Below are 20911 nucleotides of genomic sequence, written 5' to 3' on the forward strand. Positions count from 1 at the left end.
AAGCGTGGCGGCGGGTCCGCAGCCGGAACTACCCCGTGATCTCGCGGACCTGCGCGCTCGTCACCGCCGAGCCCGCGTGCCCGCCCCCGGTCGCCTGGATGGCCCTGTGCAGAGGCCGCTCGGCCAGCGGAGTCCCCACCGCCTCGGCGCGCAGGTGGGCCTTGAGCAGGTCGGCGAGCTCGGTCAGCGAGGCCGGGCCGTCCCCGGGCCCGGCGCCGGCCGCCGCGTCGTCCGCCTCGGGCTTGATCACCTCGTGGCGCGCGAGCGTGTCGGCCGCGCGCAGCCCCCGTTCCAGCGCCGCCACCGCGTCGATGGGCAGCTCGCGGCCCCGCTCCCCCGAATACACCGCGAGGGTCACGGCCACGTTGTCGGCGCGCAGCATCGCCTGTTCCACCCGCGACCGGTTGACGGTGATCGTCACCGAGTCCGCCGTGGCCAGGTCCACCACCCGGGTGGGTCCGGACCGCGAGGTGAGCACCGTGCCGTCGATCGACTGGTTGCGCCGCATCCCGGCGACGGCGATGACCACCAGCGGCACGGCGATCACCAGCGCGACGATCACACCCGCCCACCAGGTGAAGTTGATCCCGAAGAACATGCCCAGGATCACGCCGACGCCCACCGCGATGAGCAGCAGGCGCTGCAGCTTGGGCCGCACCTCTGCGGGCGCGACCAGGTTGATGTTGACGGCGCCGTCACCCAAGGCGATCACGCACCTCGGCCACGGCGGCGCCGAGCTCCACCGGCGTCTGCTCACCCGTCGACAGGTCCTTGACGCCGACGACGCCCTGCTCCAAGTCGCGCTCGCCCAGCACCAGCGCCAGCCGCGCACCCGACTTGTCGGCGGCCTTCATCGCTCCCTTGAGCCCGCGGCCGCCGTAGGCCATGTCCACCCGGACCCCTGCGGCACGCAGGTCGCGGCCCAGCACCGCCATCGTGCGCGCGGCGGCCTCGCCCAGCGGCACGCCGAACACCTCGCAGCGCGCACCGGCGCCGGCCACGGCGATCCCCTCGGCCTGCAGCGCCAGCATGGTGCGGTCGACTCCGATGCCGAATCCGATGCCGGACAGCTCCTGGCCGCCGAGCTGCGCCATCAGCCCGTCGTAGCGTCCGCCGCCGCCGATCCCGGACTGTGCGCCCAGCCCGTCGTGCACGAACTCGAACGTGGTCTTGGTGTAGTAGTCCAGGCCGCGCACCATCCGCGGGTTGAGCTCGTAGGGCACGCCCATGGCCTCCAGGTGCCCCAGCACCCGGTCGAAGTGCGCCTTGCAATCCTCGCACAGGTGATCGCGCATCAGCGGCGCGTCGGCGGTCATGGCGCGCACGTCGGCGCGCTTGTCGTCGAGCACGCGCAGCGGGTTGATCTCCGCCCGGCGCTTGGTCTCCTCGTCCAGGGGCAGCGCGAACAGGAAATCCTGCAGCGCCTGCCGGTAGCGCGGCCGGCACTGCGCGTCGCCCAGCGAGGTCATCTCGAGGCGGAACCCGCCGAGCCCCAGCGCACGGAAGCCGGCGTCGGCCACGGCGATCACCTCGGCGTCCAGCGCCGGGTCGTCCACGCCGATGGCCTCCACGCCCACCTGCTGCAGCTGACGGTAGCGGCCGGCCTGCGGGCGCTCGTAGCGGAAGAACGGACCCGCATAGCTCAGTTTCACCGGCAGCGCGCCGCGGTCCAGCCCGTGCTCGATCACCGCGCGCATCACCCCGGCGGTGCCCTCCGGGCGCAGCGTCACCGAGCGGTCGCCGCGGTCGTCGAAGGTGTACATCTCCTTGGACACCACGTCCGTGGACTCCCCCACGCCGCGGGCGAACAGCGCGGTGTCCTCGAAGACGGGCAGTTCGACGTGCCCGAAGCCCGCCAGCCGCGCCGCACCGGTGAGCGCGTCGCGCACCGCCGTGAACGCGGCCGAGTCCGGCGGGTAGTAGTCGGGGATCCCCTTGGGGGCGCGGAAGATGCTGCTCGAGCTCACTGTGGCGTAGCGCCTTTCGTGGAGAAGGTCGTGGGTGCGGGGCCGGATCAGCCGACGCTCAGGCCGGCCAGGAACGGGTTGGTGGCGCGTTCGCGCCCGATGGTGGACTGGCCACCGTGGCCGGGCAGCACCACCGTCTGCTCGTCCAGCGGCAGCAGCCGCGCGGCGATCGAATCGAGCAGCTGCTGGTGGTCGCCGCCGGGCAGGTCGCTGCGTCCGATGGAGCCGGCGAAGAGCGTGTCCCCGGTCAGCGCCACCGGCACCGGGCCCTGCTCGGTCTGCGCGGTGGTGAGGAAGTCGACCGAGCCCTGCGTGTGCCCCGGGGTGTGCAGCACGTCGAACGCCAGGCCGGCGAGCTCGAGATGGTCGCCCTGCACCAGCGCGATGACCTCGTCGGGCTCGGCGAACTCCGCGTCGCCGATGATCCGCGCCATGCCCGGCCCCATCCCGCGGCCCGGGTCGGCCAGCATGTGGCGGTCCTCCGGGTGGATGTAGGCGGGGATGGAGAACTCCGCGCACACCGGCGCGACGGACCACGTGTGGTCGAGGTGCCCGTGGGTGAGCAGGACCGCGACCGGCGTGAGTCCGTGCTGGGTGAGCACCTCGCGCAGCGGTTCCACCGCGTCCTGGCCGGGGTCGACGACGACGCACTCGCCGCCGTCGCCGGGGGCGACGAGGTAGCAGTTGGTCTGGAACATTCCGGCGGCGAATCCGGTGATGAGCACGGCGCCCTCCTCTCGCTGCCGGCCGGTCGGCCGGTGTTCTGCGGGCCGCCCGGCGGCGTGCTGCCCGACGGGGTCTCGGGGCCCAAGCCTATGCTGCTCGGCGGGGCCGCTCGACCCCGGACCGCCGGCGTGTGCGGGCCACCACCGCCAGCGGACCCCGCGACGGAAGGAGCCGCGATGCGCACGGTGCCGCGGCGTCGCGCACGGCCCCGCCCCCGCGCCGTCCCGGCCGCACCGTCCGTGGCCGCCGCCGTCCTCACCACCGCCGTGCTCGCGGCGGCGTGCTCGTCGGGCGGCCCGGCCGCTCCGGACTCCGCGGGCGCTCCGGAGCAGGCCGACGGCATCTCCTGCTCCTACCCGGACTCCGGATCCCCAGCGCGCCCGGTGGAACGCCCGGCGAGCCTCGGCGTCCCCGACGCCGGCACGCTCCCGGTGACGCTGCGCACCAGCGCCGGCGAGATCGGTGTGACCCTGGACCGCGCATCGGCCCCGTGCGCCGTGCACAGCCTCGCCTCGCTGGCCCGCCAGAAGTTCTATGTGCACACCCCGTGCCACCGTCTCACCACCCCGCCGGCGGCCGTGTTCCTGCTGCAGTGCGGCGATCCGACGGGCACCGGGGCGGGCGGCCCCGGCTATGCCGTGCAGGACGAGCCGCCTGCGGGGCTCGCCCCCGCGCCCGGCGCCACCGGCAAGGCCGTGTACCCGCGCGGCACGGTGGCGTTGTCCAACCACGGGGTGCCGGATTCGGGCGGCAGCCAGTTCTTCCTGGTGTACCGGGACAGCCCGCTGCCGCCGACGTACTCCGTCCTGGGGAGCGTCGATGCGGCGTCCCTGCCGGTGCTCGACGCGATCGCGGCAGCGGGCACCGACGGCGCCTCGTCCCCCGGCGACGGTCGCCCGCTGAAGCCGGTGATGCTGCGCTCGATCGTCCTGCCCTCCGGGTGAGGCCCTCCCGCCGCGCCACCGGCCGGGCCTACGACGCCGACGTCACCCGGTAGACGTCGTAGACGCCCTCCACGTTGCGCACCACCGCCAGCACGTGGCCCAGATGCTTCGGGTCGCCCATCTCGAAGGTGAACTTGCTGATGGCCACCCGGTCACCCGAGGTCGTGACGGCGGCGGACAGGATGTTGACCTTCTCGTCCGCGAGGACCTTGGTGACGTCCGAGAGCAGCCGATGCCGGTCGAGCGCCTCCACCTGGATCGCCACGAGGAACACCGACGACGAGGTGGGCGACCAGGACACCTCCAGGATGCGGTCGGACTGTTCACGCAGCGACGACGCGTTGGTGCAGTCGACGCGGTGCACGCTCACCCCGCCGCCGCGGGTGACGAAGCCCATGATCTCGTCGCCGGGCACCGGGGTGCAGCACTTGGCCAGCTTGGTCATCACCCCCTCCATGCCCGTCACGAGCACGCCGGTGTCGCTGCTGGCGGGCTTGTGCGCGGGCACCGTCGACGGGGTGGAGCGCTCGGCCAGCTCCTCCTCCACGTCGCCGATGCCGCCGAAGTGCGCGATCAGCCGGCTCACCACGTGCTGCGCGGACACCTGGTGCTCGCCCACCGCCGTGTACAGCGCCGTCACATCCTGGTAGCGCAACTCCTTGGCCACCGCCGCCATCGAGTCGGCGTTCATGATGCGCTGCAGGGGCAGGCCCTCGCGGCGCACGGCCTTGCTGATGGCCTCTTTACCCGATTCGAGGGACTCCTCGCGGCGCTCCTTGGCGAACCACTGCCGGATCTTGGCCTTGGCGCGCGGCGAGACCACGAAGCTCTGCCAATCGCGGCTGGGCCCGGCATTGGGGGCCTTGGAGGTGAACACCTCGACCACCTCGCCGTTCTCGAGCTGCCGCTCGAGCGCCACCAGGCGCCCGTTGATGCGGGCGCCGATGCACTTGTGGCCCACTTCGGTGTGCACGGCGTAGGCGAAGTCCACCGGGGTGGAGCCGGCGGGCAGCGTCACCACGTCGCCCTTGGGGGTGAACACGAAGATCTCGCGCACCGCCAGGTCGTAGCGCAGCGATTCGAGGAACTCCCCCGGGTCCGCCGCCTCCCGCTGCCAGTCGAGGAGTTGGCGCATCCACGCCATGTCGTCGAGCTCGGAGGAATCCTTGCCCGTCTTGGCGCCGTTCTTGCCGCGCAACTCCTTGTACCGCCAGTGCGCGGCGATGCCGAACTCGGCGGTGCGGTGCATCTCATGGGTGCGGATCTGCACCTCCAGCGGCTTGCCCTCGGGGCCCACCACGGTGGTGTGCAGCGATTGGTAGACGCCGTAGCGGGGCTGGGCGATGTAGTCCTTGAACCGCCCGGCCATCGGCTGCCACAGCGAGTGCACCACGCCGACGGCGGCGTAGCAGTCGCGCACCTCGTCGCACAGGATCCGGATGCCCACCAGGTCGTGGATGTCGTCGAAGTCGCGCCCCTTGACGATCATCTTCTGGTAGATCGACCAGTAATGCTTGGGCCTGCCCTCGACCACCGCCTGGATGCGCGAGGCCACCAGGTTGCGGCTCACCATGGAGCGCACCTTGGCCAGGTAGGTGTCGCGCGACGGGGCGCGGTCGGCCACCAGGCGCACGATCTCGTCGTACTTCTTGGGGTGCAGGATGGCGAACGCGAGGTCTTCGAGCTCCCACTTGACCGTGGCCATACCCAGCCTGTGCGCCAGCGGCGCGATGACCTCGAGCGTCTCCTTGGCCTTGCGGGCCTGCTTCTCCGGCGGCAGGAACCGCATGGTGCGCATGTTGTGCAGCCGGTCCGCCACCTTGATCACCAGCACGCGCGGGTCGCGCGCCATCGCGATGATCATCTTGCGGATGGTCTCGGCCTCCGCCGCCGCACCGAAATCCACCTTGTCCAGCTTGGTGACGCCGTCGACCAGGTGCGCCACCTCCTCACCGAACTCGGCGGTGAGCTGCTCGAGGGTGTAGCCGGTGTCCTCGACGGTGTCGTGCAGCAGCGCCGCGGTGAGCGTGGTGGTGTCCATGCCCAGTTCGGCGAGGATCGTGGCCACCGCCAGCGGATGGGTGATGTACGGGTCGCCGGACTTGCGCATCTGCGTGGCGTGCCGCTCGGCGGCCACGTCGTAGGCGCGCTGCAGCTGCGAGAGGTCCGCCTTGGGGTAGACCTCCCGGTGCAGGGCGGCCAGCGGCTCGAGCACCGGCGCGACCGCCGCGTGCCGCTGGCCGGTGATGCGCCGGGCCAGCCGCGCCCGCACCCGGCGCGAGGCGGACGCCGAGGCCCCTGGCCCCTGCGAGGCGACCGGCGCTGCCGCACCTGAGGCGGGTGTGCTCCCGGGCTTCGCCGCGCCCGACGCGGGCTTTCCGCCCGATGAATCGGCTGCGCCCGCCGGGTCGTGCGCGCCGCCGGCACCCGTGGTGCCGGACCGGCCCGCGGCGTGGTCCGGCCGCGACGCCGTCACGCCGGCATCGACCTTCTTGCCCACGAGGCCACCTCCTGCCCACCGGATCGTCGTGCTGCCACGACTCTATCGCTCAGACCGTGGTCAGGCAGTGCAGTCCCACACCGTCGAGGCGCTCCCGGCCGCCCAGCCCCGGCACCTCGGCGACCACGGCCACCGCTTCCACGATGGCGCCGCAGCGCTCGAGCAGATCCACCGAGGCCCGCAGCGTGCCTCCGGTGGCCAGCACGTCGTCGACCACCAGCACGCGGCGCCCCTCGAGCGGGATCGCCTCCGCCGGGACCTCCAGCGCGGCGCTGCCGTACTCCAGGGCGTATTCCTCGCCGTGCACCGGCGGGGGCAGCTTGCCCTTCTTGCGCACCGCCAGAACCCCGGTGCCCAGTTCCAGGGCCACGCCGGCCCCCAGCAGGAAGCCGCGGGCGTCGATGCCGGCGACGAGGTCCACCCGGCCCACCGCCGGCGCGGCCAGCGCGCGCATGATCGACCGGAGCGCCGGCCCGTCCGCGAACACCGGGGTCAGGTCGGTGAACAGCACTCCCGGCTGGGGGAAGTCGGGAACGTGGCGCGCGAGCCGCCCGATGCTCTCGACCGCCGCCGCCACCTCCGCGCGCGCATCGAGCGGATCCGGGGCTGTCACTTGAGTACCATCCACCGGTCCATGTTCCACCCGGCGCCCGCCCATGATGTCGTCGGGGCCCCCGCATGCAGGCCGCCGACGAAGGACGTCTGCCGGGGCGTGCGGTACAGCGGCAGCGTCGGCATCTCATCCCACAGGATCTGTTCGGCCTCGCGCGTCAGCCCCAGGGCGTCGGCGCCGTCCGGGGTGACCTGCAAACGCTCGACGATCTCGTCGAAGCGGCCGTGGGAGAAGCCGCCGATGTTGCCCGATGCGCCGGTGGTCAGCGCCGCCAGCCGCGCCACCGGGGTCGCCGGTCCACGCGGCGGACCCGCCTGCGACCCGCCCGTGCCGCCCAACACCGCGTCGACCGTGCCGTCCGTGAGCGCCTGCGGGGTGAACGCGGCCGCGCCGGCATCTTCGATCCGGATGCCGGCCGGCGCGCACGCCTCCGCCATCAGCGCCACCACGGCGGCCCGGCGCGCATCCGGCGCCCGGTAGCCGACGCGCACCGTGAGCCCCTCGAGCCCCGCCTTGTCCAGCGCCGCCTGTGCGGCCGCCACGTCCGGTTCGACGAACCCGCCGCCCGCAGTGCCCGCGACGAACCCGTAGGCGAGCGTGCCGGGAAGGGTGCTGCGCGAATTCTGCACCGGCGAAGCGTCGACGGCTTCCGCTTCCGACTCTGTGCCGCCTTGCTTCGGGCCGTCCGGGGCAGAGCCGTCGGCGGCAGAGCCGTCGGGGGCGGAGCCGTCGGGCGCGAACTCGGCGGCGATCCGCCCGCGCGGCACGCACGCGGCCACCGCCCGGCGCGCCGCTGCAGTGGCCAGCGGGCCACGGTCGGCGAAGACGAGCTGTTCGACGTCGTCGGTGGCGTGCACTGTCGTCGCGTAGCCGTCGCCCAGTGCCATCGCCTGCTTGGCGCCGGCCCCGGTGTCGACCACCTCCACCTCGCCGTCGGAGACGAGGGTGTTCACCGATGCGTTGCGCGGGTGGATCGCGATCCGCTCGGTGCGGGCCTCGTCCCCCCACCATGACGCGTTGGCGACCAGTTCGATGCTGCCGTCCTCGTCCACCGAATCCAGCCGGTACGGGCCCGACGACACGAACACGTCCGGGTCCACCGTGCCCGCAGTCAACGTGAAGGCGGTGTTCCAGTAGTCCGCGACGGTCCGCAGGACGTCGAGGTCCCTGTCCCGCACCGCCTGCACGATGTTCACACCGGCGGCCGCCGGCGCGGCAGGCGTCGCGCTCGCTCCGCCGTCCGCCCCGTCCGTGTCCTCCGCCCCGGCCCCCGGGTCGATCCCCGCGGCGCCCTGGGCGACGATGTGCGACGGGAGCATGCTCGTGGCGCCGAACGCGGACCGCCAGTCCGTCACGGCCCGCTCGCCCTTGTAGTGCACGACGGCGTCTCGGCTTCCCGGTTCGCAGTCGATCGCGGCGATCTGCTCCATCACCGGGTCCACCGGGGCGTCGAAGAGCGCGACCGGGGCGCCGTCCGCGCCGGGGACGGTGAACATTCCGCTCTGCGCCGCCCAGGCCAGCACCATGTCGTCGCAGACGACGGGCGCCCCGTCCGAGTACCGCGCCGCCGGGTTGATCCGGTACTGGATGCTCGAAGGGTCTCCGGGCACCGGGGTGACGGTGCCGAAATCGGTGTCCGCGATGGTCTCACCGTGCGGCCCCGGGTAGCTGAAGCCCGTCTGCACCCGGACGAACGCCTGCCGCGCCGCGGAGTCCGCGCCGGTGGTCGAGGCGACGTTGTAGGTGGGCACCGCGCCGTCGATGACGTATCCGATGCCCGCGGCCGGCGATCCGCCCGACGAGCACGACGCGACCAGGCCCACCGCCGTACCGGCCGCCACCAGCGCCGCGAGTGCCCTCACCGGCCGCCGCGCCCGCACGGTCAGCGCCGCTTCCGCCGCTTCGATGCGGGCCGCGCTCCCGGCCGCGGCTTCGTCGCCGTGCCGGAGACCCCCGCCCGCGGCCTGCCGCCGCCGGCCGCACCGCCGCCGCTCGCGTTCGCGCCGTCGCGCGCGACATCCCCGGAATCACCATCGGCGGAGTCGCCCTCACCGTCGGCGACGTCATCGTCGTCGGCCGCGGCGTGGCCCGCCGCCGCGCGCTCCTCGGCGCGGGCGCGGCGTTCGTAGACCTTCTTGTTGTGGCCCTTGATCTTCGCGTGCATCTCTTTGAACGTCACGAGCAGCGGCGTGGCCGTGCAGATGGACGAGTAGGTGCCCACGGTGATGCCGATGAGCAGGACCAGTGCCAGGTCCTTGAGCGTGCCGACGCCGAGCATCCACACCGCGATGACCATCAGAGCGAGGATCGGCAGAATCGTGGTGAGCGAGGTGTTGATCGAGCGCATGAGCGTCTGGTTGACCGCCAGGTTCGCCTGCTCCGCATAGGTGCGTCTGCGTTGGTGGAACAGTCCCTCGACGTTCTCCTCCACCTTGTCGAAGACCACCACCGTGTCGTACAGCGAATAGCCGAGGATCGTCAGCAGACCGATGACCGTCGCCGGCGACACCTCGAATCCGACGAGCGAGTAGATGCCTGCCGTGACGATCAGGTCCAGCAGCACCGCCAGCAGCGCTGCGAAGGCCATATCCCGTTCGAACCTGATGGCGATGTACACCCCCACCAGCACCAGGAAGACGACGAGGGCGAAGATCGCCTTCTTCGTGATCTCCCCGCCCCAGGTGGAGCTGACGGCCGAGACGCCGATCGTGTCGATCGTGGGCGTCCCGTCTGCGCCCACCGGTTGGAAAGCGTCGAACAGCGCCTGTCGGAGCTCGACGGACTGCGGCACGCTCAGCGTCTCCGCCTGGATGAGGAACGACGACGAGCCGCCCGAGCCGACCGTCTGCACCGACACCGGCTCGTTCCCGATGGCCTCTTCGAACACATCGGCGACCTCGCTGGTGGTGGCCTGCGGGGTGGTCGGGAAGGTGATGCGCGACCCGCCCTCGAAGTCGATGCCGAAGGTGAAGCCGCGGATCGCGATGCTCAGGATGCACACCAGCACCACGACGCCGGTGACGATGTAGAACTGCCGGCGCCGGGAGATGATCTGGAACGCTCCGGTACCCGTGTAAAGCTTGGAGAAGAACCCCCGGCCCCCACTCGAGGGCGGCGGGGTCTTGACCGCTGCGGTGGTGTTCTCGCCCATCTCAGCTCTCCTTCGCGGCCGCGGCCAACGCCGCCGCCTTGCGTTCGCGGGCCACGTCGGACATCGCTCCGAGTCCGTTCCAGCGGGGATTCGCCGCCCACTGCTTGGTGGACGCGATGTGCAGCAGCGGGTGCGTCACCAGGAACACCACGACTAGGTCGAGGATCGTCGTGAGGCCCAGCGTGAACGCGAAGCCCTTGACGTCGCCGATAGCAAGGAAGTACAACACCGCAGCGCCGATGATGCTCACCGTGTTGCCGGACAGGATCGTGCGGCGAGCGCGCGCCCACCCGCGCGGCACTGCCGAGCGGAAGCTGCGCCCCTCGCGTATCTCATCCTTGACGCGTTCGAAATAGACGACGAACGAGTCGGCCGTGGTGCCGATGCCGATGATGAGACCCGCGATGCCGGCGAGATCCAGGCTGTATCCGATCGATCTGCCGAGCAGCACCAGCAGGGCGTAGACGAGGATGCCGGACAATATCAGCGACAGCGAGATGAGCACGCCGAGCGCCCGGTAGTACGCCAGGCAGTACAACAGCACGAGGATCAGGCCCACCAGGCCGGCGATGAGGCCCGCCTTGAGCGAGGACAGCCCCAGCGTGGCCGAGACGGTCTTGGCGTCGGACTGCGAGAACGACAGCGGCAACGAACCGTACTTGAGCTGGTTGGCCAGCGACTGCGCCTCGGACTGCGAGAAATTGCCGTAGATGGACGTCGCGCTGCCCGCGGGCGTGACGCCCTGGATGACCGGCGCGCTGATCACCTCGGTGTCGAGGACGAAGGCGGCGCGCTTCTGCAGGTTTTCGCGGGTGAAGTCCGCCCACACCTGACTGGCGTCCGGCTTGAACTCCAGCGAGACGATGTAGCCGCCCTGCTGCTGGTCGAACTGCGACTGGGCGTTGGCGATCTGTTCGCCCTTGATGATGGCCGGGCCGAGCAGCAACACCTCCTGCCCGTTGGCGTTGCAGGCGACGAGCGGCAGCGTCGGGTCGTCGTTTCCGCGCAGCGGGTCCTCGCCGACGCACCCTGTGGCGGCGAGGTCGCTCATGGATTGCTGCTGCACCGCAGGGTCGGTGCTCTGCCGGGTCTTCTTGGCGGCCTCGATCTCCTCGCGGGCCTTGTCCGTCATCGCCGCCTCCGCCGGCGACTGCGCCGACACGCCGGGCGCGGTCGATGCATCGCCGCCCGAGGGTGCCGGCGTCGGCGCCGGGGCTTCCGGCGCGTCCTCCCCGGACGCGGGCGCAGGCGTGTCGCCGGGCGCGGCGAGCGGGTAGACGCGGTTCTGCGGGGCGGGGGCCCCGTCCGATTCGGCCGGCGCCCCACCGGACGTTCCCGGCGCGGGCACGGAGGGCGCGGACGGGTTCTCCGGCGCGGACGGGGCAGCGGGGTTCGCGGGAGCCGGCGGCGCCCCGGCGCCCGCGCCGACGGGCTGCGACTGCAGGACCGGTCGGATCGTCAACTTGGCCGTCTGCCCGAGGCTCTTGGCGGCCTCGCCGTCACTGCCGGGGACGGTGATGACGATGTTGTCGCCGTCCACCACCACGCTGGCGCCGGAGACGCCCAGCCCGTTGACACGGGACTCGATGATCTTGCGCGCCTGGTCCAGACTCTCGTCGCTGGGGCTGCTGCCGTCCGGCGTGCGTGCGGTGAGCGTGACGGACGTCCCGCCCTGCAGGTCGATACCCAGCTGCGGCGTCGGCTCGCGGTCGCCCGTGAAGAACACGAGCGCGTACAGCACTGCCACGATGACGCCGAACAGCGCAAGGTAGCGGGCGGGATGGAACTGCCCGGATTTTTTCGCCACGACGCGCGAATCCCCTCGGTGGTGTCGGTGGAACGGTGATGGTCTGGTTGTGCCGGGGCAAGCCGCACCCCGGTTCCCCCCTACCGAACCGGACGCGCCCCACGGCTACGCACCGGCGGACACCCCTGTGGCAATCTACTCGACTGTCCCGCCACGGGGGTGATCCGCGTTGCGCCACCGGTCAGATTGTCACGATTCGGCCACGTCCCCGTCGCGGCGGCCGCGGTCCGATCCGCGGCATGCCCCGTCGCCCTGCGCGTCGCCCGCGAAGTCCTCGGGCGTGAGGTCGTCCGCAGAGAAACCCTCGATGTCCTCCTCGGTGAAACCGTCCTGCGCATCGTCCTCGTCGGACTGGTCATACCCGGCGTCCGCGTCCTCGGCGGAGTGGCCGGTGAGGCGCTCACGGATGGCGATGCGCTCCCAGCGGGTGACGACGCCGGGCGCGATCTCGAGATCGACCGTGGTCTCCTGCAGGCCCGTGACCTCCGCGTGCATGCCCGAGGTGGTCATCACCTCGTCGCCGATGGCGAGGTTCGCCTGGGTCTCCTGCGTCTGGCGCATCGCCTTCTTCTGGCGGCGCGTCGTCAGGAACAACGGCACCATGAGCACCAGAAGGATGAGAATGAAAATGATTCCGTCCACGCGATCGACCTCGCCCAACTCTCGAAACGTCACTTCGTGCGCGTGATCGCACGAACCACCAGTGTGCCACCTGCGGCGTCGGCGCGCCGCCACGGTACCGCCGGATCACTCCGCGGGCCGCACCTCGATCCCGCCGTATACAAGCCCCTCCGGCGGAGTGAGACCCAGATGATGCCAGCCTGCCGCCGTGGCGACCCGGCCGCGCGGCGTCCGCGCGATCATGCCCGCCCGCACCAGGAACGGCTCGCACACCTCCTCGACCGTGCCGGACTCCTCCCCCACCGCCACCGCCAACGTGCCGACGCCGACGGGGCCCCCGCCGAAGCTGCGGACGAGCGCGGCCAGCACCGACCGGTCCAGCCGGTCCAGCCCGGCCTCGTCGACGTCGTAGACCTGCAGCGCCGCCCGGGCGACGGCCAGCGTGACCGTGCCGTCGGACCGCACGTCCGCGTAGTCGCGCACCCGGCGCAGCAGCCTGTTGGCGATGCGGGGCGTGCCGCGCGAACGGCCGGCGATCTCCCGCGCCGCAGAGGGCTGCAAGTCCACCTCGAGGATGGTGGCCGAGCGCCGCAGCACGTGTTCGAGTTCGCCCGGCTCGTAGAAGTCCATGTGGGCGGTGAAGCCGAACCGGTCGCGCAGCGGCCCCGTCAGCGCGCCCGACCGTGTGGTGGCCCCCACCAGGGTGAACGGGGCCACGTCCAGTGGGATCGACGTGGCGCCGGGGCCCTTGCCCACCACCACGTCCACGCGGAAGTCCTCCATCGCCAGGTACAGCATCTCCTCGGCGGGCCGGGCCATGCGGTGGATCTCGTCGATGAACAGGACGTCGCCCTCGACCAGGTTGCTCAGCATGGCGGCCAGGTCGCCCGCACGCTCCAACGCCGGCCCGGAGGTCATCCGCAAGGACGTGCCCAGCTCGGTGGCGATGATCATGGCCAGCGACGTCTTGCCCAGCCCCGGCGGGCCGGACAGGAGGATGTGGTCCGGCGTGACGGACCGCTTCATCGCGCCGGAGAGCACCAGGTGCAGTTGTTCCCGCACCCGCGGCTGGCCGATGAAGTCGTCGAGCGTCTTCGGCCGCAGACCGGAATCGGTGTCGCCGTCGCCGGAGACCATCGTCGCGCGCATCGTCTCGTCGGCGAAGGCCCCGCCGTCCCCAGGCCCAACGTCAATGGCCCCGTCGTTCAGTGGGCCGTCGTTCAGGGGGCCGGCATCGTATGCACCGGCATCGGGCCCGTATCCGTCCGCGCTCATCGCGCGCGCCCGAGCTTGGACAGCGCGCTGCGCAGCACCGCGGCGACGTCCTCCGAACCCGGGGTGCCGGTGGACTCGGCGAGCACCGCGTCCGTGGCCTGCTCGGCGCCGGCAACCGGGAAGCCCAGCCCCACCAGGCCGTCGACCACCTGCTCGCGCACGCCGGACAGCACGGGCGGCGGGACACCCGGCACCCCGGACCGCGCCGGGCCGGACACCGCGGCCACCTTGTCGCGCAGCTCGACGATCATCCGCTCCGCCGTGCGCTTGCCGATGCCCGGCACCCGCGTGAGCGTCTTGACGTCCTCGGCCCCCAACGCGGCGGCGAGCGCATCCGGCTCCAGCACGGCGAGGATCGCCATCGCCAGGCGCGGCCCCACCCCGGACACCGTCTGCACCAAGGCGAACAACTCACGTGACGGCGGGCCGTCGAACCCGTAGAGCATCATCGAGTCCTCGCGGACCACCAGCGTGGTGGTCAGCGTGGCCTGCTCGCCCCGCCGTAGCGTGCCCAGCGTGGCGGGCGTGGCGTGCACCCGGTAACCCAGGCCGCCCACGTCGATCACCGTGTGGTCGAGCCCCACGTGCAGCACCTCGCCGCGCACCGAGTCGATCATCGCGCGCCCGTCACCCCTTCATCGCTCGTCGAGACTGTCCATCCTTCGCCCGGCGGCACCGCCTGCTCGCGGCCGAACGCCCCGCAGGGCTCGCTGTCATCACGGCACCACTATCACCGCTGCGCCCCCGCCTGCCGCCGCGCGCGCCGCTCCCGTGCCAGCCGCGCCTTGAAGGCCTTCTCCTGCTCGCGCGCCCGCCTCTCCGCCTCCGCCATCCGGGCGATCATGGGCGCCCGCCAACAGTGGCAGATGGCCAGGGCCAGCGCGTCCGCCGCGTCCGCGGGCGACGGCGGCTTCTGCAACCCCAGGATGCGCGTGACCATGGCCGTGACCTGCGCCTTGCCCGCGGTGCCGTTGCCGGTGACCGCGGCCTTGACCTCACTGGGGGTATGGAAGCACACGTCGATGCCCCGGCGCGCCGCCGCCAGCGCCACCACACCCCCCGCCTGCGCAGTGCCCATGGCGGTGCGCACGTTGTGCTGGGCGAACACGCGCTCCACCGCCACCACCTGCGGTGTGTGCGTATCCATCCAGTACTCGGCGGCGTCCGCCACCCGCAGCAGCCGCCGGGCCAGGTCGAGGTCCGACGGCGTGCGCACCACATCCACGTCCAGCGCCGTGACCGCGCGCCCCGTGCCGCCCTCAACGAGGGACATGCCGCAGCGTGTCAGCCCGGGGTCGACGCCCATCACCCGCACGCGAGCACCTCGCTCACCCTGCCCACGCTCCCCTCGCCACCACACAGCACCGAACTACTGTTCGAGACACTAATGCACGACACCCCGTACGTCGAACACCGTCGACGTACGGGGTGTCGCGCGGGCCCGGTCCGATCCGCACGCGGGTTGATCAGTCCTCGTCGAGCGCCGCGAGGACCTCGTCGCTCAGGTCGATGTTGCTGTAGACGTTCTGCACGTCGTCGCTGTCCTCGAGCGCATCGATGAGGCGGAGGACCTTCTTGGCGCCGTCGACGTCCACCGGAACCGACACGGACGGCAGGAAGCTGGCCTCCGCCGAGTCGTAGTCGATGCCGGCCTCCTGCAGCGCGGTGCGCACCGCGACGAGGTCGGTGGGCTCGCTGATGATCTCGAAGGTCTCGCCCAGGTCGTTGACCTCCTCGGCCCCGGCCTCGAGCACGGCGAGCAGCACGTCGTCCTCACTCTGGTCGCCCTTCTCCAGCTGCACCACGCCCTTGCGGGTGAACAGGTAGGACACCGAGCCGGGGTCGGCCATGTTGCCGCCGTTGCGGGTCATCGCGGTACGCACCTCGCCCGCGGCGCGGTTCTTGTTGTCCGTCAGGCACTCGATGAGCACGGCCACGCCGTTGGGCCCGTAGCCCTCGTACATGATGGTCTGCCAGTCGGCGCCGCCCGCCTCCTCGCCGCCCCCGCGCTTGCGTGCGCGCTCGATGTTGTCGTTGGGCACCGACGACTTTTTGGCCTTCTGGATGGCGTCGTAGAGCGTGGGGTTGCCGGCGGGATCACCACCGCCCGTGCGGGCGGCCACCTCGACATTCTTGACGAGCTTCGCGAACATCTTGCCGCGCTTGGCGTCGATCGCGGCCTTCTTGTGCTTGGTGGTGGCCCATTTGGAGTGGCCCGACATGCAGTACGCCCCTTCCGAGGTTCCTCTAGCATCGGTTCCTCTCGCATGCGAGAGCAGCCGGAACCACACGCCAGGCGGTGGCCGACTGTGCTGACACTCGATTCTATGCGGCAGCCCGCACCATATCGACAAACAGCCCATGAATCCGGAGGTCGGCACCCATCTCGGGGTGGAACGACGTGGCCAGGGCCGTCCCCTGGCGCACCGCCACCGCCCGCTCCGCACCGCCGCGGCCCACCGACGCGAGCACCTCCACGCCGGGCCCGACACGCTCGATCCACGGTGCGCGGATGAACACGGCGCGCACCGGGTCCCCCGTGATCCCGGTGATGCGCAGGTCCTCCTCGAACGAATCCACCTGCCGGCCGAAGGCGTTGCGCCGCACCGTCACGTCCAGCGCGCCGAAATGCACCGCGTCGTCGCGCGTATCGAGCACCTCGGCGGCGAGCAGGATCATCCCCGCACAGCTGCCGTACACCGGGAGCCCGTCCGCCACCGCCCGCTGCACGGGACCGGTCATGTCGAACACGCGCAGCAGCCGGCTCATCGCCGTCGACTCGCCACCGGGAAACACCAGCCCCGACACGGAGCCGAGGTCCTCCGCCGTCCGCACCGGCACCGCCTCCGCACCGCACGCGCGCAGCGCCGCGAGGTGTTCGCGCACGTCCCCTTGCAGCGCCAGCACGCCGATCCGGGGTGCGGTCCCGCGGCTGCCGGAGTACCGCAGCGCCGCGTGCAGCGCGCCGCCGGTGCGCTCGGTCTCCGTCGTCGTGGTCATGCACGGTCCTTGTCGCTTTTCGCGCCGTCATTGTTGATGATCGACTCCCCGCCGCCGGGGGCCACGGGCCGCATGAGCCCCTCCTGCACCACCGCGGCAGCCAGCCTGCCGTCGAGAGTGAAGATGCGCCCCTGGGTCAGCGCACGGCCGAAGCCCGCCGACGGCGAAGTCTGGTCGTACAGCAGCCACTCGTCGGCGCGGAACGGCCGCAGGAACCACATGGCGTGGTCCAGCGACGCGTTGGCCGTCTCCCGGTCACGATGCGGGACCTTCGCCGAGTCCAGCAACGTCATGTCGCTCATGTAGGCGAGCGCGCAGATGTGCAGCACCGGGTCGTCCGGCAGGGCCTGGCGGTGCCGCATCCACACCCGCTGACGCGAGGCGGTGCCGGATGTCGCCGACTGCTCGGCGGGCACCATGCGCAGGTCCCAATCACCCCACTCCTGGCCGAACCACAGGCCGTCGTCCGGGTCGCCGCTGCTGCGCAGATCCGGCAGCTCCTCCGGCCCCGTCACGTCCGGCATGCGGTCCTGGTGCTCGAGCCCGTTCTCGTGGACGTGGAACGACGCGGACATCGCGAAGATCGTCTCGCCGTCCTGCACGCCGCTGACTCTGCGCATGCAGAAGCTGCGGCCGTCCTTGACCCGGTCGATCAGGTACACGGTGGGCATCGCCGGATTGCCCGGCCGCAGGAAGTTCGCGTGCAGCGAGTGCACCTGGAAGCGCGGATCCACGGTGCGTTCCGCCGCGACGAGAGCCTGCCCGGCCACCTGGCCGCCGAAAGTGCGCTTGAGGAGGGTGTCGACGACGGGCCCGCGGTAGATGTCCCGTTCCAGGCGTTCGAGATCGAGGACCGCGCGGATATCCGTCATTCGCCCAGCGTAGTGCAGGCCGGCCCGGGCCCGGCAGCGGGCGTCGGGTGATCGGCACGATGCACCCGACGCCCGCCGACGCGGCACGCAGGCCGGAGTCGGAGCCTCTCAGTTCACCAGCCGCGCTCGGCCAGGCGGTGCGGCTGCGGGATGTCGTCGACGTTGATGCCGACCATCGCCTCGCCGAGGCCCCGGGAGATCTTGGCGAGCTGATCCGGATCGTCGTAGGAGGCGGTGGCCTTCACCACGGCGGACGCGCGCTCGGCGGGGTTGCCGGACTTGAAGATGCCGGAGCCGACGAACACGCCCTCGGCGCCCAGCTGCATCATCATCGCCGCGTCGGCCGGCGTGGCGATGCCGCCGGCGGTGAACAGGGTGACGGGCAGCTTGCCGGCCTTCGCGATCTCGGCCACCAGCTCGTACGGCGCCTGCAGCTCCTTGGCGGCCACGTAGAGCTCGTCCGGGGCCATCGCGGTGAGCTTGGCGATCTCGGCGCGGATGCTGCGCATGTGCGTGGTGGCGTTGGAGACGTCGCCGGTGCCGGCCTCGCCCTTGGAGCGGATCATCGCCGCGCCCTCGGTGATGCGGCGCAGCGCCTCGCCCAGGTTGGTGGCGCCGCAGACGAACGGCACCGTGAACCGCCACTTGTCGATGTGGTTGGTGTAGTCGGCGGGGGTGAGCACCTCCGACTCGTCGACGTAGTCGACGCCGAGCGACTGCAGGATCTGCGCCTCGACGAAGTGGCCGATGCGTGCCTTGGCCATCACCGGGATGCTGACGGTGTCGATGATGCCGTCGATCATGTCCGGGTCGCTCATGCGGGACACGCCGCCCTGGGCGCGGATGTCCGCAGGGACCCGTTCGAGCGCCATGACGGCGACGGCGCCCGCGTCCTCGGCGATCTTCGCCTGCTCCGGGGTGACCACGTCCATGATCACCCCGCCCTTGAGCATCTCGGCCATGCCGCGCTTGACGCGCGCGGTGCCGACAGTCGACTCGGAACCGTTGGTCGAATTGTTCGCGGAGTTGGTCACGAAGTGCTCCCTGGTATGTCGTAACGGGGTGTCGGGTCCATCCTATGCCGAGCCCCCGGCACCCCGGTTGCGCGGTCGGGGCGCCGGTCAGCGGATGGTGCGGACCTCGCGGGGACCCCGGCCATCGAGGCAGTCGAGCGCGTCGGAAAGCAGCGCGGCGAGGTCCTGCGGGTAGACCGTGGCGCCTGATCCCGCCAGGTCCGCGAGCGCGCCGGCGGAGAACCACCGGTGCCCCAGGAGCGCGTCGCGCTCGAGCTCGGTGCGCGCCCCCGGCTGCGGTTCGAAGGCCTCCGTGCGCAGCACGAAGAAGTGCTCCTCCGAGTGCATCATCGACCCGTTCCAGGGGAACAGCGACAACCGGCGCCAGATCGGCCCGCACAGCTCCTCGGGCCGCACGCGCAGGCCGGTCTCCTCCCACAGTTCGCGCACCGCCGCCTCCCGCAGCGACTCGCCCGCCTCCACCCCGCCGCCGAAGGTGAACCAGAACGGCGCGTCGGAGCGGTGCGGGTCGCGTCCGCGGGCCAGCAGCACCCGCGCCGCGTCGTCCACCAGCAGCACCCGGGCCGAGACCCGATTGCCGTCGCCGGTGGATACGTGCGCATCCCGACCGCTCTCCGCGTCGTCGGCGCCGCTCGCCCCGGCGGCGGGGTGCGCGGACACCGCGTTGCGCAGCGACTCCTCGGTGATGTCGAAGTAAGCGGGCATCTGCGCGGTGCCCCCGAGCCGCAGCCACCGCACGAGCCGCCGGCCTTGCAGCGCCCGCGTGTCCCGGACTGCATCGTTGTGGAAGCGGCGGGCGATGAGCACGCGCGCATCGGCGTCCGCGAGCTCCGCCGCATGCACGGCGCGCACCGCCGAGGCGTCGACCCCCGCCAGCGCGCGGGAAAGCGCGTTCTCCGCCCGTTCCCGGTCGGACCTGTCGGCGCGCTCGGCCCGCAGCGACAGGTCCACGAGCGCCGCCGCCGCGCCGCCGCCGCGTGCCACGGCGGATTCAGTTCCCGCCGCCGGCTCGCCCCCCGCCGACGGCTCTCTGCCCGCCGACGGCTCTCTGCCCGCCGAAGACTGCTCGAGGTCGTGCGCGAGCGACCGGACGACGACGGAGCGCCGGGCGAGCGCCGCGTCGAGCGCCTGCCAGGCCAAGTCCGTGCGCACGTGCAATCGGTCGAGCCGGTTCGCCGTGCCGTATGCCCACAACGCGGCGAGCACCAGCAGCGCGACGACGAGGCCGACGACGGTGATGGTCAGTGCGGAGATCGTCATTCGCCCACCGCCCGCACGCGCCTGTCGCCCACCATGACGGTGTCATACACCCGCAGGATCTGATCGGCGACCACGGGCCAGTCGTAGCCGCGCACCACGCGGTCGCCGGCGGCCACCAGGCCGTCGCGCACGGCGGTGTCGGTGAGCACCCGGTCGATCCCGGCGGCCAGCGAACGCGGATCCCCGATCTCGGTGAGCACCCCCGCCTCGCCGTCGCGCAGCACCCGGCGGAACGCGTCGAGACGGCTGGCCACCACCGGGGTGTGCGCGGACAACGCCTCGACGAGCACGATGCCGAAACTCTCGCCGCCCAGGTTGGGCGCCACGTAGACGTCGGCGCTGCGCATGGCCGACGCCTTCTCCTCGTCGCTGACCTGACCGAGCAGGCGCAGGTGCCCGGCCAGGCGTCCGGCGCGGGCGCGCAATTCTTCCTCGTCGCCCCTGCCCACCACCAGCACCTGCAGGTCCGGATGGCGCTCCACCAGCGCGGGCAGCGCGTCCAGAAGCACCCCCATGCCCTTGCGCGGCTCGTCGTAGCGGCCGAGGAACAGCACCGTCCCGCCGCTCCGCGGATACCCGTCCAACACGGGGGCGTCCGCGAATGAGGACACGTCCACCCCGTTGGGGATCTCCACCGCGTCGGCACCGAGTGCCTGCACCTGCCAGCGCCGTGCCAGCTCCGACACGGCGATGCGCCCGGAGATCTTCTCGTGGTAGGGCCGCAGCACGCCCTGGAAGGTGGCGAGAACCAGCGACCGCGTGGTGGACGTGTGGAAGGTGGCGACGATGGGCCCCTCGGCCACCTTGAGCGCCAGCATCGACAGGCTCGGCGCATTGGGCTCATGCACGTGCAGCACGTCGAAATCGTTGTCGCGGATCCACCGGCGGATGCGCGCATAGGTGCCGACGCCGAAACGCAGCCGCGCCACCGACCCGTTGTAGGGTATGGCCACGGCGCGCCCGGCCGACACGACGTACGGCGGCAGCTGCACCGACTGCGAGGCCGGCGCGAGCACGCTCACGTGGTGGCCGCGCGCGAGGAACACCTGCGCCAGCTCGCTCACGTGCGCCTGCACCCCGCCGGGCACGTCGAACGAGTACGGGCAGATCATCCCGATGCTCAGCCGGCGCCCCGGATCCG

19 protein-coding genes are annotated in these 20911 nt (G+C 71.9%); 1 reads left to right on the top strand and 18 read right to left on the bottom strand.

The features are described from left to right. Positions 1-28: 28 nt before the first annotated feature. The 3 genes from H4F70_RS11495 to H4F70_RS11505 are packed head-to-tail and all read right to left on the bottom strand — an operon-like array spanning position 29 to position 2692. A complete protein-coding gene (locus H4F70_RS11495; RefSeq protein ID WP_182357304.1) occupies positions 29-703 on the bottom strand; it encodes a hypothetical protein in 675 nt (224 codons plus the stop codon). Continuing rightward, on the bottom strand, positions 696-1967 hold the full coding sequence (hisS, locus tag H4F70_RS11500) for a histidine--tRNA ligase (protein ID WP_182357305.1): 1272 nt from the start codon (positions 1965-1967) through the stop codon (positions 696-698). The genes H4F70_RS11495 and hisS overlap by 8 nt, the downstream gene beginning before the upstream one ends. A gap of 47 nt (positions 1968-2014) precedes the next feature. After that, on the bottom strand, positions 2015-2692 hold the full coding sequence (locus H4F70_RS11505) for an MBL fold metallo-hydrolase (protein ID WP_182357306.1): 678 nt from the start codon (positions 2690-2692) through the stop codon (positions 2015-2017). Positions 2693-2869: 177 nt separating this feature from the next. On the opposite strand from H4F70_RS11505, the gene H4F70_RS11510 reads away from it, so the two are divergent. After that, complete coding sequence (locus H4F70_RS11510) at positions 2870-3637, top strand: peptidylprolyl isomerase (RefSeq protein ID WP_182357307.1); 768 nt, start codon at positions 2870-2872, stop codon at positions 3635-3637. Between the two features lie 28 nt (positions 3638-3665). Here the strand turns inward: H4F70_RS11510 and H4F70_RS11515 are convergent, their stop codons facing one another. From H4F70_RS11515 to H4F70_RS11585, 15 genes are all read right to left on the bottom strand, one after another. After that, on the bottom strand, positions 3666-6137 hold the full coding sequence (locus H4F70_RS11515) for a RelA/SpoT family protein (protein ID WP_235681065.1): 2472 nt from the start codon (positions 6135-6137) through the stop codon (positions 3666-3668). A gap of 49 nt (positions 6138-6186) precedes the next feature. Further along, on the bottom strand, positions 6187-6750 hold the full coding sequence (locus H4F70_RS11520) for an adenine phosphoribosyltransferase (RefSeq protein WP_235681066.1): 564 nt from the start codon (positions 6748-6750) through the stop codon (positions 6187-6189). Further along, the gene (locus H4F70_RS11525) at positions 6747-8612 is read right to left on the bottom strand and encodes an ABC transporter substrate-binding protein (RefSeq protein ID WP_182357309.1); all 1866 of its coding nucleotides are present in this window, start codon (positions 8610-8612) and stop codon (positions 6747-6749) included. Before H4F70_RS11525 ends, H4F70_RS11520 begins: the two co-directional genes overlap by 4 nt. Positions 8613-8632: 20 nt before the next feature. Beyond that, complete coding sequence (secF, locus tag H4F70_RS11530) at positions 8633-9901, bottom strand: protein translocase subunit SecF (RefSeq protein ID WP_182357310.1); 1269 nt, start codon at positions 9899-9901, stop codon at positions 8633-8635. A gap of 1 nt (position 9902) precedes the next feature. Continuing rightward, positions 9903-11708: a protein translocase subunit SecD gene (secD, locus tag H4F70_RS11535; RefSeq protein ID WP_182357311.1), complete on the bottom strand. Its 1806-nt coding sequence runs from the start codon at positions 11706-11708 to the stop codon at positions 9903-9905. Between the two features lie 189 nt (positions 11709-11897). Continuing rightward, positions 11898-12350 (bottom strand): preprotein translocase subunit YajC, encoded by a 453-nt coding sequence (yajC, locus tag H4F70_RS11540; RefSeq protein ID WP_235681067.1) that lies wholly within the window; start codon positions 12348-12350, stop codon positions 11898-11900. 105 nt (positions 12351-12455) lie between these two features. Beyond that, positions 12456-13478 carry a Holliday junction branch migration DNA helicase RuvB gene (gene ruvB, locus H4F70_RS11545; RefSeq protein WP_182360357.1) on the bottom strand — a complete coding sequence of 341 codons (1023 nt, stop codon included), beginning with the start codon at positions 13476-13478 and terminating at the stop codon, positions 12456-12458. Positions 13479-13600: 122 nt separating this feature from the next. Further along, positions 13601-14221, bottom strand: coding sequence for a Holliday junction branch migration protein RuvA (gene ruvA, locus H4F70_RS11550; protein WP_182357312.1), 621 nt, complete (start codon positions 14219-14221; stop codon positions 13601-13603). A 113-nt stretch (positions 14222-14334) separates the two neighbouring features. Then, the gene (locus tag H4F70_RS11555; RefSeq protein ID WP_182347695.1) at positions 14335-14919 is read right to left on the bottom strand and encodes a crossover junction endodeoxyribonuclease RuvC; all 585 of its coding nucleotides are present in this window, start codon (positions 14917-14919) and stop codon (positions 14335-14337) included. Between the two features lie 151 nt (positions 14920-15070). Continuing rightward, a complete protein-coding gene (locus H4F70_RS11560; protein WP_182357313.1) occupies positions 15071-15826 on the bottom strand; it encodes a YebC/PmpR family DNA-binding transcriptional regulator in 756 nt (251 codons plus the stop codon). A gap of 103 nt (positions 15827-15929) precedes the next feature. Beyond that, positions 15930-16604, bottom strand: a complete 675-nt coding sequence (gene pdxT, locus H4F70_RS11565; RefSeq protein WP_182357314.1) for a pyridoxal 5'-phosphate synthase glutaminase subunit PdxT — start codon at positions 16602-16604, stop codon at positions 15930-15932. Next, on the bottom strand, positions 16601-17476 hold the full coding sequence (locus tag H4F70_RS11570; RefSeq protein ID WP_182357315.1) for an acyl-CoA thioesterase: 876 nt from the start codon (positions 17474-17476) through the stop codon (positions 16601-16603). Before H4F70_RS11570 ends, pdxT begins: the two co-directional genes overlap by 4 nt. Positions 17477-17589: 113 nt before the next feature. Further along, complete coding sequence (gene pdxS / locus H4F70_RS11575; RefSeq protein WP_182357316.1) at positions 17590-18510, bottom strand: pyridoxal 5'-phosphate synthase lyase subunit PdxS; 921 nt, start codon at positions 18508-18510, stop codon at positions 17590-17592. 87 nt (positions 18511-18597) lie between these two features. Then, positions 18598-19770, bottom strand: coding sequence for an NUDIX domain-containing protein (locus H4F70_RS11580; protein WP_182357317.1), 1173 nt, complete (start codon positions 19768-19770; stop codon positions 18598-18600). Continuing rightward, positions 19767-20894 (bottom strand): glycosyltransferase family 4 protein, encoded by a 1128-nt coding sequence (locus H4F70_RS11585; protein ID WP_182360358.1) that lies wholly within the window; start codon positions 20892-20894, stop codon positions 19767-19769. The genes H4F70_RS11580 and H4F70_RS11585 overlap by 4 nt, the downstream gene beginning before the upstream one ends. Positions 20895-20911: the final 17 nt, after the last annotated feature.

Origin of the sequence: Tomitella gaofuii, assembly GCF_014126825.1 — a bacterium.
Classification (GTDB): Bacteria; Actinomycetota; Actinomycetes; order Mycobacteriales; family Mycobacteriaceae; genus Tomitella; species Tomitella gaofuii.